A 12,611-nucleotide genomic window follows, 5' to 3' on the forward strand; every position below is an offset into this window, starting at 1 on the left:
CTTCCTCTTTCTATCTATGATTGTTCTTTCTATTATTGGCTTTTCTTCGGTTCTCTATACCTTTTTGTATCCACTCCGGCGCATAGGCCGAAGTACAGCCTTTTGCTACTTTTAATTCCTTATAAATCCCAAGTTTTTCTCCCATTGCAATACACCGGTCTGTATACTTGTCATCACGGATTCCGACTTCGCACAGGAAACGGTTCATCGCCCACTGCTTTGCAGCAGGTGCACCTGCCAGATGTTCTTCTATATATACCAGTAATTCCTCGATTTCGTCATCCGGCAATTCGCCCTTTATTAAAAGTGCAACCGCCAGATCCCAACCTCCCTGTCCAATTCGATCATCGTCTATTTTCGCCCATTTTTTCAAATATTGTTTCGCATAACTGCTCAATGATAAAGCACGGAATATGAGCTCGTCAACCAGATTAGAAGTATATGCATCCTTTATTAATTCTTCAAAATCCTGTTCCCGCAGCAGCTTACTGTCAAACAGCATTGCGGCCAGGACCATGGCATCATAATTTCTGCTCTCCCATAATTCCAGCGCCAGGGTATGGTTTGTTTTAATCTGCTTTGCCAAAGCACGCAGTTTCCCCATGGCAATACCAAATTGATTATCATCAGCCCCCAGTTTTTTATTGTATTTTTTTCTTTTGTCATCCCCCATTTCGGATAACTGCTTCATGATTTCTTTAAATTCCCTGCTCATGTAACCTGCCCTCTCTTATCAGCTCTACTCGCATTTCCACTTACTTCGAATGGTATCTGCTGTCACTTAATCATTTTCTCCACCTTTTTCTTATCAATCGCTGTCATTTCCACCCATGCGGGTCGGAATCCACTTCTGACTGCATTGCGGACGGAACCGATATTAGACCATGCCGCACAATAAAACGGTACCTTGCCACGGTTTAATACCTCGATTGCCAGCCTGCTGGTCAGTGCCGATGCAATACCTCCTTTACGATATCCCTGCAAAACATCAATGCCGATCTGCCACATCGTATCGCAGTCTGCAGAACAGCCCGCCATTCCAATCATTTTACCTTCGTCAAAAGCTGCCGCAGCCAGCACATCCAGGTGTTTTCTTTTCTCGCAAAGGGCATTGCTCCATTCTTCGGTATAGAGTTCTGCGAAATCTTTTGGTTCCAGAATTCGAATTTCATAATCACAGGGCTGTAGGGTTACCTGTGTTACGTCCGGCAAAAAATATTCCGCCATAAAACATATGGACTTATCATATTTTTCAAATTCCTTTGACAGCACATGAATATCCGGCGTTTCAAAGCAGTGTTCCACCTGGAAACGATTTACGTAACCAGCAACAAACTCTTTCACTCTGGGATCAACAGAAGCCACAATATTGTTTCCATAAGAAACCAGATTGCAGAAAAAAGGCAGCTCCAGATAGCGCCTTGCCTGGTCATTTGCCTTTGATATAACAACTTTATTTTCACCTTGCTTAAAATCCTCCACACTGCAATTCAGATCGAATGCTGATTGCTGCATAGCAATTTCCATAATTTCTTTATTTGTCATAAAGCCTCCCTCACCTAATTACAGGTTCACGTAATCGTCAGCCTCTTTTGAAGTAACATTTGCTTTTATTTTAATGCATTCGGAACGCTATGTCTATTCATGAATATTTATTTTTATATATTCTATTGCAAAGCAGCATTTATTTCTACTCTTTAAAGGGTTAGAAAACCTTTTTCTTATAGACAGAAGCTATTCTTAACAAGTCTTCTGCATCCTCCTGTGATTTTGCATTTATCGTATACATCACACCTTCCGGGCGCAGATTTTCAAGCATCACTTCCAGCTCTTCTGCCCTTACCTCAATCTGAATCATTTTACCTGCATCCTGAATCTTTTTCAATACGTCAATCCAGTGAGAAGCCGTAGGCTGTCCTGCACCATACACCCATTGGATCCCCTTTAAATGATCTATTTTCAATAAGCGGTCTAAATGCTTCAGAGCATCCGGTCCATCCAGATGATAGATGCTGGCATCTAAGAATTTCAGTTCTTCTTCCAGTTCTTCCACCACCAGTTCTTCATACATTTGTTCTGATATCATACAGGAAAAATCGCAGCAGGTTGGATACCATCTGCCCTCATGCCAGATCCCCATCCAATTAGTACTGCCCTTCTGACATGCTGTCGTCAGTGCATACAGCTCGTCATAGATGAATTTGAAACCGTCCAGCAGATCCATAGCTCCTTTTTTAATAAACTCCGGATTATCCAGTGTATCCATACAGAGTTCCTGAGGCCCCCGCATGGATACTAACCCATCCAGCCCAGGATGAATATCTGTTATGCCAACCAAATATTTATCTTTTCCATCTTCTACCGCTGCTTTCGTCATTTCTATCATTTTACGGTAATACTCATTCTGGGTCTGGAGAAGAAATCCCTGATATTCCTCTACATCATCATCACTTAAAAAAGGAATAGACCAGCTGGTATCCGCGCCAAATGCAAGCTCTGTTCCATAACAAGCAGCAAAATAATCCGGTCCAAGGTTTGGATTCAATGCTGGAAATGCCTCCCCTCCGTAATAGGTGTTCTGCATTTCCCGGTTATTGCTTTTTATCATATACTCGGTATCCATCCATTGTTCTTTTAAAGATCCAGGAAAACACTCTGCTCTGCTTTGGGAGTCCTTCTTCGGTGCCCGGATGCTTAAGATTGGACGGTCATGATTTTCTAATGCCCAATACTCTTTATATCTCACTATTATCTTATCCCAATTATTACAATATAACATATTTTACTCCTCCGTTTGTCTACATTTTATTTTGTTTACCTTCTTTGCATAGATCCGGATTGATACTCTGATGGTGTACAATTACAAAACAGTTTAAAACGTTTACTAAAATAAAACTGATCTGAGAATCCAGTCATCTCTGCAACCTCACTGCATCGGTATTGATCATCCCGTAATAATTCTTTTGCTTTTTCTATTCTTATCTCTTCCAGTCTCTGCATGATCGTCCTGCCTGTCTGCGTCTTAAAAACCCTTCTTATATAACTGTTTTCAAAAAATAAATTTTCTGCTATATTACTAACAGATAAATTTGCTTCACTGTAATGGCTCTGTAAGTATTTTTCAATTTTTGTAACCAATATTTCTTTTTTACTGCTTATCTGTATATAAGTGCAGTCTGTCAGCATTTCATATACATAATTTTTAATGATATCTTTTACCTGATGACAGGAAAAACAATCCTTTAATTCCGTAATTATACATTCTTGAGTCTGCATATAATCCGAAAGCTGATTTTCTTTATTATAATGAAAATAGGAACGGACTCCTATTGAAAGTGCATGATATATAGAAATCACATATTGAAACGAAAACATCTGGTTTTCCGATAGTCCAAACATTTTTTCTATAATCGTATCCACTTTTGCATATTCTCTCATTTCAAAATACTTGATAAGTAAGTTCACATCCTGTGTGCTGTAAAATGTAACTTCTTTGCTTAGATTCTGTATGTCACTAAAACAGGCGATTTTTTCATTTACCTTGATACTGTTCTCGAAAACCATCTGTGACTGTTTATAAGAATTCTGTAATTGATCCAATCCGGGTACAATATTCCCCATGGCCACCGAATCCAGCATGTAAGCCGCCTCATCTTTCAAAAGCTTCGCATAGCTTATTTTTATTTCATCCATAGATCTCTCGCCGGAATTCATTACATGTACAAGCGTAATACAGCTCCCATCATTTCTCAGGCAATAATTCTCGATACCTATGCAGTTCAAATAATGATTTAATAGGTTCCTGATTACTGACAGTTTATAATTAGCATAACCCTTTCTTATTTTTACCATGGTAACAAGCGACGGCAAACCGGTTTGGGCTATTTCTCCATTTATAATATCCAAATCAGGCTGGAATTCTATTATCCCCCTTAAAAATAACTCCTGCTGCATCTGTTTGTTTTTCTTTGACGTCTCAATGTCTTCTATACATTTGCCCAGTGCCTCCTGCAGTTCTTCTCCGTCAAAAGGTTTTAAAAGATAATCAAAAACATTAAGCTTAATCGCCTGATGTGCAAAAGAAAATTCATCATATGCTGTCATAATAATTACTCTTGATTCCAGGCTCCATGATTTGATTGCCTCACATGCCTCAAGTCCATTCATTCTGGACATATTGATATCCATAAATATAATATCCGGAATTTCTTTTTGAATAACCTGAAGCGCTTCTTCTCCGTCTTTTGCATATCCGCAAATAGAACACTTCATAGCGTCCCAGTCTATAATCTGGCTAAGGTAATCCAGATATATACTCTCATCATCCACCAACAGTACTTTATAGCTCATGCTCTTCACCCCTTTTTAAATTAATACACAAGACAATACTGGTGCCAAGCGGGGTATCTTCTAACTGAATACAGGTTCCTTCTCCATAAAAAATCTTTAAGCGTTCTGACACATTTTTTAATCCAAAACTTTCCGAATCCGTCTCTCGCTGTTCCCCGGATAATATTAGCGCAAACTTTTCCTTAGTCAGCCCTATGCCGTCATCGATCACACGGATGTAAGCCCACTCCTCCTCCAATTCTCCCGTTATCAGTATATGTCCCTTACCATTCCGGGGTTTGATTCCATGATAAATGGCATTTTCAACCAATGGCTGCAAGGTTAATTTAGGGATATGTAATGCACTTAATTCTTCCGGCATGGCAATGGAATAGCTCAGACTGTCCTGATAACGAACCGTTTGGATATCCAGATATTTCTGCAATGCATCCAGTTCCTGATCCAGCCAGACCCAGTCCAGTCCTTTATTCAAAACCAGACGGTAATATCCCGCCAGTAATTTTATCATCCGGCTGGCATCTGCATGACGTTTCATACTATTCAGACAAAATATGGTATCTAATGTATTATATAAGAAATGCGGTTTGATCTGGGCCTGCAAAAGTGCCAGCTCTAACTGTCTTTTTTCCTTCTTCTCATTTGTAATATCTTCAAACAGCTGCTGGTTCATATCAACCATCTGATTAAAACTGGAAATCAGTATACCTTCTTCGTTATGTGTATCAATATCCGGCAGCTTCTCCGGCAAAGATTTCGTGAATTTTCTCATATGTTCTGATAGTGCTGAGATCGGTCCGGCTATATGCCTGGCAATCATGATTGTAAGCATATAAAATATCATAAGCAATACCAGGCTGATACTGATGATCACAATAGTAATATTATTTACATCGGAGAGCATGGATTTCACATCTAAAACAGATTCCAGATTCCATAAATCATTTACCTGATATTCACTGGTGTAATAGTTTCCTGTATCAGATATTTTCTCATCCAGCTTACGGATGATATTTTTTGAATAACCCAGTTGTGAATCATAAGCTGAAATCGCTTTAATATTGTTCATGGCGTCCCGGTCATCACTGGAAATCATCATTTGATTATAGTCCAGGAGATAAAACTCTACATCCTCACTGCTATTCTTATTTCGATAAATATCATAAATATTCTGCTCATCCAACTCCAATATCACATAGCCTATATCCGTGTTTTCTTTTACATCACGCAGCGTTTTTACATAGTGCAGGCTGAATTCTGAAAAGGCTGATTCCATTTGTAATGAATAATACCATTGTCCCGTAGTCGATATTCCCATAGAGTCAAACTGCTGAATTAAATCATCATTCCCGTCCGAGCAAATATAAGAACGGTTTCGATCCTTCTGGTAAAGATCCCCGTTACTATACAAAACAGCAATCTGACTGACATCGGGAAACATCAGGAAACTATTTTCAATAATATTTAATATCGTCTGTTTGGCTGCGCTGTCATATAAATCCGGGTACAGCGAATTATTTTTTTTCAGACCTGTGGTATTGTTTAAATTCACAATGACACTGTTGCAGCAGCTATTCAGATTTGTTGACAACATCCCGATTTGCTGCACAATCAGATTATCTTCATAGTTCCTTCCCTGAATGAGTTTCTCATACATCTGGTCTTTGTAAATCCCTCGCAGCCCAATGATGACACATACTGCAAATACTGTAAAAAATATAATAAAAGAATAGCTGATTCGCTGTTGAATCATCATGTTTTGTAATCTCTTTTTCATCCATTCCCTCCATCTTATTTTTAGCTGTATTAACATTGCCGGAGCGTGTTAAACAGGCTCCGGTACAGGCAATATCAAAATCTCTCCCGTACATTCAAAAGAATGCAAGTTTATATCATCTAATATTATAAAGGGATAGGAGTATCCCCACAATGAATTTAATTTTTCATTCCGGAAAAAGCCATGGCATCACTTACTTTATTGCTGAAAAATACATATAGCATGATTACCGGGAAACTTGCAATTACCAATGCTGCTCCAACCGGTCCCCAATCCGTAGAAAACTGCCCATAAAAACCTGCCAGTCCCAACGGAAGTGTTTTTAACTCATTTTTAGTAATTAAAATTAATGCCAGACTGAATTCATTCCAATGGGATATAAACTGATAAATGATCAACACGGAAACCGCTGATTTCATCTGGGGTAATATGATACGAAAATAGGTTTTGCAAAAACCCGCTCCTTCCATGTAAGCGGACTCCTCTAACTCAATCGGCAGGCTTCGGTAAAAACCATAAAGAACCATCACGCCAAAGGGAAAGCTAAGAGCAACATAGGGAACAATCAAAGACCACAATGTATTTGTCAAATGTAGATTTTTCACCATAACAACCAGAGGTGTCATAACTGCCTGTATAGGTATAAACATTCCGGCTATTACCATAGAATGCAGTGCTTTTGTGGTTCGTACCCGCACTCTGGACACCACGTATGTAAACATCAGGCAAAACAGTATTCCAAGAAACATTGCAGCCAGCGAAACCCAGATGCTGTTTTTAAAATACAAAAGGATATCAAACTGTGTTACTGCTTTGATATAATTTCCCCATTGGGGTATCATGGGGGGACCAAAAGGATTCGTTACAAATATTTCTTCATTATTCTTCAATGAATAAAATCCCATCCAGATAACCGGATACAGACATATCGCTCCGTAGAGAATCATAATGGTATATACGATTATCCTGGAAGATTTTATTTTTCTCTCAGAAGATTTTATCTTCTTCATACCATACCTCCAAATCAGTTAATACTGCACATCAAAACGTTCTGTTAATTTATTTATAATAAGCATCATCCCTACACAAATCACCACTATAACTACTGCTATCGCACTTCCATAACCATATTTCTGCAGGCTGAATAATGCCTTATACATCATGATTGGCATAGTATAGCTGGAATTGCCGGGACCGCCTCCAGTCATCAGGTATATCATTTCGAATGCCCTGAATCCATAAGTAATGCACATAACCACACTGACTTTTATCGTGGACACTGTCAGGGGAAGGGTAATATGAAAAAATTGCTGTTTTTTATCCGCCCCGTCAATGATAGATGCTTCATAGTAAACATCAGGAACATTTTTCATTGCTGCATAAATAATCAGCATATGATATCCCATTCCTTTCCAGGATTCTGCTATAACAATCGCAATAATTCCTTTTACCGGTTCATTGAGCCAGTTCTGCTTCCAATCTGATCCTAATAAGCCGGACAGCTGGTTTACTAAACCAAAATCACCATGGTAAATTGATATCCAAAGCTGAGCGACAACAGATACGGACAACAAAACCGGAAAGAAATATACATCTTTAAAAAACCGTTTCCCTTTAATCTTGAAATTCACAATAAAATATGCAAGAAGCGTTCCAATACCAATTTGATAAACAGTCAGTATTGCAGAATATAAAAGACTGTTCCGTATGGAAACATTCAAATCTCTGGATGTAAAAAGACGTTTATAATTACTTAGTCCATTAAAAACAGCTTTATTAATACCGTCCCATTCCGTAAAACTCATTGCTGCAGATTGTATCAGAGGAATCACTATAATTATGGAAAATAAGATTACAACCGGTGCAGCAAACAGAAACATAGCAGCTTTTTTCTTTTTAAATAACGGATTCATCATCTTACCCTTTCTTCCTTGCAAAGTTTCCTGATCTATTCACCAAGCGCCATAGAAATACGTTCCTCCAGATCTGCTATATAATCTTCGGGAGTACTTAATCCGGTAAGCAGCAATTCACAAGCATCTTCAAGACCGGTAATTAATTCCTGATTATTTAAAGCCCATTCATATTTAGTCGTAGATTCTATTTTATCAAGGCTGTCTGCATAAGCCTGGTATGCTTCTGCTCTTGGTTCTAATGGTTTTACCGGTTCTTTTCGTACACTGAGAGAACCAAGTTCTGCATTTGCTATATCTCTTGCCTCTAAAAATGATATCAACACTTTTTTAGAATATTCAACATATTTTCCTTTTGCACTTACACCATATCCTCCCATTGCACCGGTTCCGCCGGATTTTGTCCAATGCATTTCTTCTTCTTTTCCTGCGTCCGCAAAGGGATTATATTCAAAATATCCTATTTTATCTCCGTATCCCCCAACTGCCGCATCATTGAAAAACCAGCTGCCATTGACCAGCATACCCGCCTGTCCTGTCTCCAGTAATTCGAAAGCCTGACTGGCATTTGTATTTAATGCACCTTTGCCGATCAATCCCATAGAAACCAGCTCAGACAGCTTCTTAGCTGCTGCCAGATATTCAGGATCTGTAACTTTCGCAGTTCCATCATCTAAACCGGTAATGCCAAGTGGCTGGCCCTCCCCGATAACTGCCATATCAAACATCTGAAGCCCCGGCCATTTCTGCTGTGCAAACAGAGCCAAAGGTATCATCCCGTCCCCGCTTAATTTCTCTACCACATTTTTAAATTCATCAAAATTTTTCGGTTCACTCAGACCCAGTCTCGCAAATACTTCTTTATTATAGAACATCAGGCAGCACTCCGGTGTAGTTGATGATATAGCATAAAAATGTCCGTCAGCCGATCTTTTTACTTCAAAATTTCCGTCCAGATACTTATCAAAGAAACCCGTCTCTTCAATAACAGAATCTAATTCTGCTAAATCACCTGATTTCACCATCAGATCCGTTAATTGTCCGGTGCATTCAAATATATCCGGCAATTCTCCAACGGCTGCTCTTGTTTTTAAGACACTTCCATCCGAATCCGTCCGATGTTCAATATTTATCTTTAAATCCGGATATGTCTCTTTCATAATCTCCAGTGCTCTGTCAACCTGTTCTATTGCACTGTCTGCATAATAGGTGTAAAGTGTCAATTCCGATGGGATATCGCCCTCACTTTTCTCTCCGGCTGATTTTCCGGCTTTTTCCGTTTCGCCACCGGCCTTTTCTGTCCCACTGGCTGATTCTTTCGATACTGCTTCTGTCCCGTTAGTCCGGGACTCTTTTGTTTCAGATGTTTCTGTGGCAGCACCGCAGCCTGCTGCTATCATTGATGCTGCAACTGCCATTGACAACAATTTTACTAATAATCCTTTTTTCATACCCTGCTTCTCCTTTGCTTCTCATCTTTTTCTGTTACTTGTTCTGTATACATATTTTACCAAATATAAATCTAATTTGAAATGTATCAGCCGTGTGTGAGATGTAATATTTGTGCTTTTTACTTTCCGTTTCCAAGAACCAAAATCAGACTTTAATCTGCTGCCCATTGACGGTTACAAAAGCTGAAAAAACAATTTGACGTACATACTGTACGTATGTTAATATAAGATAAAGCATTGAAAAGGAGGTAATACATATGAAGCACAAAGAGCATTACAATGACGAATATGTTCTGGAACTTTCTTCAAAACTGTACTCAGTAATGCCCCACTTCAACTCACAGAACTTTTGCAGTGACTTAATCGGAAATCTTGACGACAAAGAATTATTTGCAAGATTTGACTGTATTGTTGATGCCATGGAAAAAAGCATGGGGAATGATTATATGAAAAATATTCAAACCTTTTATGAGCTGCTGGGCCCGGAATTAACACAGCCGGAAGGAATGTTTAACCTTGGATGGTGGCTCTGGCCTATTGGGAGGTACGTTGAACGTAACGGAATCGAAAACTGGAAGGAGTCTCTGGCTTTCCTAAAAGAATTGACAAAACGTTTTACTGGTGAGTTTGCTATCCGTCCTTTGCTGAAGGAGCATCCAGGTGAAGTAATGGATGAGCTGATCCTCTGGACACATGATGATAATGTCCATGTGCGCAGGCTTGCCAGTGAAGGTGTAAGAATACGCTTGCCCTGGGGTATAAAACTTCTTTCCGCATTGGATGAATTTGAACGGTACACAGAAATACTCACTAATTTAAAAGATGATCCTGAAAAGTTTGTACAAAAAAGCGTTGGCAATAATCTGAATGATTTATATCGGGAATCGCCGGAGAAGGCAGATCTTATCATTGCACAATGGCGGAAAACACCCTCCAGCAAAGCACAGGAATGGATCATCAAACACGGAATGAGAAATCAAAAGTAAGGAAAAATTAAAAATAAGGAGGAGTTTACAGTAATGAAAAGAGAAGAAGCCAGACAAAAGACGACATCAGCCTTATTGAAAATTGCAAGAAAACATTTTACACAACATGGATACTATGATGTATCTCTGGAAAAAATTGCAGAGGAAGCTGACGTGACACGGGGAGCGGTGTATCACCATTTTAAGAATAAACAGGGACTTTTCCTTGCGGTACTGGAGATTGTTCAAAAAGATATTGCAAAACATATTGAAAAAGAAGCATTAAAAAGTGATGATCCGTGGCAGCAGCTTACATTGGGATGTCTGGGTTTTGTGAAAGGCGCCAATGCAAAAAACTGCAGGCGTATCCTGTTGGTGGACGCCCCTGTTGTGATCGGCTGGGATGCCTGGAGAAAAGCAGACCTGGAAAATTCAATGGATGTATTGCAGACGCATATTGACCTGTTAAAACATCAGGGTTACCTGGCGGATGACGTTGATACAAAATTAATGACCTATTGCATTTCAGGTGCATTGAATGAGTTGGCGTTAAATTACCCGGTGCATAAAACTGCCGAGATCAATCAAAAAATAGGGCTTACGATAGAATATATGGTTAATGGATATAGAAAAAATATTCTGCAACAGTAAGCGCTGTACGTTTGGGATCTGCTGATTAAGAGACGTTTTTACACGGGCATTCGCTGAGAAATCCTGATGCATCTCTCGGCTCAGTGCCCGCTTAGTATCCGATTGGAGCCAGTCGAATACTTTCTTCAATAAATACTACAATCAGACTTTCAATACTTCACGAACTGACTCCCTGCACATATTTACTGCCTTATCGATTTCTTCCTCATTAATAATCAGCGGCGGATTAAAATAAAGTACATTGCCAAGAGGACGTAAGATCAGGCCCTTCTTTAACGCTTCCTTATATATCTGATAACCCATGCGCAGCTGGGAAGGGTAATCTGACTTTGTCTTTTTATCCGGCGTAAGCTCTATGGCATTGATTAATCCAAGATGTCTTATTTCCCCTACATTGGGATGATCCAAAAAAGCTTCTTCTATTTTTTTGTTCAAATAAATTGCTCTTGTGGCAGCCTGTTCTAATATATGGTCTTCCCGCAGTATTTTCTGTACCGCAAGCCCTGCCGAACATCCCAGAGGATTGCCGCTGTATGTATGGCTGTGCATAAAAGCTTTTCCTTCACTGTAATCGGCATAAAAAGCATCATAGATCTGATCCGTAGTTATGGTAATTGCCATTGGTATATAGCCCCCGGTAAGTCCTTTGGAGACGCACATAATGTCCGGACTGACTCCCGCATAATCGAAAGCAAACATCCTGCCGGTACGGCCAAATCCCGTTGCGATTTCATCGGCGATTAAAAGTACCTGATAACGGTCGCAAAGCCGGCGTAGTTTCTTTAAATAAACCGGAGGATACATCCGCATTCCAGCGCTGCCCTGGAGCAAAGGCTCTACAATCATTGCACAGGTCTCATCTGCAAATTCCTCAAATGCTTTTTCGGCATGGCAGATGCACTCTCCATCGCAATTATCCCTGCATTTTCCAAAGGGACACCGATAACAGTCCGGTGCTTCTATCCGTATGGTATCCATTAGCATCGGCTGATAAATTTTAGCGTAGAGGTCCATGCTGCCAACGGACAGAGCACCGATGGTTTCCCCATGGTATCCTTCGCTCAGGCACATGAATCTCGTCTTCTTTGGATGTCCGGTCTGATACTGGTACTGGAATGCCATCTTCAGAGCACACTCTACTGCTGCAGATCCATTGTCGGAAAAGTTAAATTTGCAGAGTCCCTCCGGCAATATCCCAGCCAGCTCTTCACATAATTTTATTGCAGGTTCATGGGTAAAGTTTGCAAATATTACATGCTCCAGCTGATCCAGCTGCTGCTTCATCCCTTCATTTATTTTCGGATTACAATGTCCCAGAAGATTGCACCACCAGGAACTCACAATATCAAGATAGGATTTTCCATCCTTGTCATATAAATATACGCCGTTTCCACGATCAATTACAATTGGCTTTAATTCTTCATAGTCTTTCATCTGGGAACATGGATGCCAGATATACTTCAGGTCCTTCTCAATTAAATTCATATTTATCCCCCTGTATAGCGCA

11 protein-coding genes are annotated in these 12,611 nt (G+C 39.7%); 2 read left to right on the forward strand and 9 right to left on the reverse strand.

Going from position 1 to position 12,611, the window contains the following annotated elements; translation table 11 throughout:
* Positions 1-10: 10 nt before the first annotated feature.
* The 8 genes from CD03_RS0115990 to CD03_RS0116025 all read right to left on the reverse strand — a co-directional run bounded on the left by CD03_RS0115990 (position 11) and on the right by CD03_RS0116025 (position 9,488).
* Complete coding sequence (locus tag CD03_RS0115990; protein WP_027294518.1) at positions 11-715, reverse strand: DNA alkylation repair protein; 705 nt, start codon at positions 713-715, stop codon at positions 11-13.
* Between the two features lie 62 nt (positions 716-777).
* Positions 778-1,545, reverse strand: a complete 768-nt coding sequence (locus tag CD03_RS0115995; protein ID WP_027294519.1) for a GNAT family N-acetyltransferase — start codon at positions 1,543-1,545, stop codon at positions 778-780.
* 160 nt (positions 1,546-1,705) lie between these two features.
* On the reverse strand, positions 1,706-2,779 hold the full coding sequence (locus CD03_RS0116000; RefSeq protein ID WP_027294520.1) for a hypothetical protein: 1,074 nt from the start codon (positions 2,777-2,779) through the stop codon (positions 1,706-1,708).
* A gap of 35 nt (positions 2,780-2,814) precedes the next feature.
* Positions 2,815-4,350, reverse strand: coding sequence for a response regulator transcription factor (locus tag CD03_RS0116005; protein WP_027294521.1), 1,536 nt, complete (start codon positions 4,348-4,350; stop codon positions 2,815-2,817).
* Complete coding sequence (locus CD03_RS0116010) at positions 4,340-6,124, reverse strand: sensor histidine kinase (RefSeq protein ID WP_027294522.1); 1,785 nt, start codon at positions 6,122-6,124, stop codon at positions 4,340-4,342. The genes CD03_RS0116005 and CD03_RS0116010 overlap by 11 nt, the downstream gene beginning before the upstream one ends.
* A 158-nt stretch (positions 6,125-6,282) precedes the next feature.
* Positions 6,283-7,134 carry a carbohydrate ABC transporter permease gene (locus CD03_RS0116015; protein ID WP_044289423.1) on the reverse strand — a complete coding sequence of 284 codons (852 nt, stop codon included), beginning with the start codon at positions 7,132-7,134 and terminating at the stop codon, positions 6,283-6,285.
* Positions 7,135-7,152: 18 nt separating this feature from the next.
* Positions 7,153-8,040, reverse strand: a complete 888-nt coding sequence (locus tag CD03_RS0116020; RefSeq protein ID WP_052377830.1) for a carbohydrate ABC transporter permease — start codon at positions 8,038-8,040, stop codon at positions 7,153-7,155.
* 32 nt (positions 8,041-8,072) lie between these two features.
* Complete coding sequence (locus tag CD03_RS0116025) at positions 8,073-9,488, reverse strand: ABC transporter substrate-binding protein (RefSeq protein ID WP_027294525.1); 1,416 nt, start codon at positions 9,486-9,488, stop codon at positions 8,073-8,075.
* Positions 9,489-9,745: 257 nt separating this feature from the next.
* On the opposite strand from CD03_RS0116025, the gene CD03_RS0116030 reads away from it, so the two are divergent.
* The gene (locus CD03_RS0116030) at positions 9,746-10,474 is read left to right on the forward strand and encodes a DNA alkylation repair protein (protein WP_027294526.1); all 729 of its coding nucleotides are present in this window, start codon (positions 9,746-9,748) and stop codon (positions 10,472-10,474) included.
* A gap of 33 nt (positions 10,475-10,507) precedes the next feature.
* On the forward strand, positions 10,508-11,104 hold the full coding sequence (locus tag CD03_RS0116035; protein ID WP_027294527.1) for a TetR/AcrR family transcriptional regulator: 597 nt from the start codon (positions 10,508-10,510) through the stop codon (positions 11,102-11,104).
* Positions 11,105-11,245: 141 nt separating this feature from the next.
* On the opposite strand, the gene bioA is transcribed toward CD03_RS0116035, so the two are convergent.
* On the reverse strand, positions 11,246-12,589 hold the full coding sequence (gene bioA, locus CD03_RS0116040) for an adenosylmethionine--8-amino-7-oxononanoate transaminase (RefSeq protein ID WP_027294528.1): 1,344 nt from the start codon (positions 12,587-12,589) through the stop codon (positions 11,246-11,248).
* Positions 12,590-12,611: the final 22 nt, after the last annotated feature.

It is taken from the genome of Robinsoniella sp. KNHs210 (assembly GCF_000686105.1).
In the GTDB taxonomy this organism is placed as follows: domain Bacteria; phylum Bacillota; class Clostridia; order Lachnospirales; family Lachnospiraceae; genus Robinsoniella; species Robinsoniella peoriensis.

Coding starts and splice junctions, on each gene's coding strand:
- CD03_RS0115990 (WP_027294518.1), bottom strand. CDS start 715: ATGAGCAGGGAATTTAAAGAAATCATGAAGCAGTTATCCGAAATGGGG.
- CD03_RS0115995 (WP_027294519.1), bottom strand. CDS start 1,545: ATGACAAATAAAGAAATTATGGAAATTGCTATGCAGCAATCAGCATTC.
- CD03_RS0116000 (WP_027294520.1), bottom strand. CDS start 2,779: ATGTTATATTGTAATAATTGGGATAAGATAATAGTGAGATATAAAGAG.
- CD03_RS0116005 (WP_027294521.1), bottom strand. CDS start 4,350: ATGAGCTATAAAGTACTGTTGGTGGATGATGAGAGTATATATCTGGAT.
- CD03_RS0116010 (WP_027294522.1), bottom strand. CDS start 6,124: ATGAAAAAGAGATTACAAAACATGATGATTCAACAGCGAATCAGCTAT.
- CD03_RS0116015 (WP_044289423.1), bottom strand. CDS start 7,134: ATGAAGAAGATAAAATCTTCTGAGAGAAAAATAAAATCTTCCAGGATA.
- CD03_RS0116020 (WP_052377830.1), bottom strand. CDS start 8,040: ATGATGAATCCGTTATTTAAAAAGAAAAAAGCTGCTATGTTTCTGTTT.
- CD03_RS0116025 (WP_027294525.1), bottom strand. CDS start 9,488: ATGAAAAAAGGATTATTAGTAAAATTGTTGTCAATGGCAGTTGCAGCA.
- CD03_RS0116030 (WP_027294526.1), top strand. CDS start 9,746: ATGAAGCACAAAGAGCATTACAATGACGAATATGTTCTGGAACTTTCT.
- CD03_RS0116035 (WP_027294527.1), top strand. CDS start 10,508: ATGAAAAGAGAAGAAGCCAGACAAAAGACGACATCAGCCTTATTGAAA.
- bioA (WP_027294528.1), bottom strand. CDS start 12,589: ATGAATTTAATTGAGAAGGACCTGAAGTATATCTGGCATCCATGTTCC.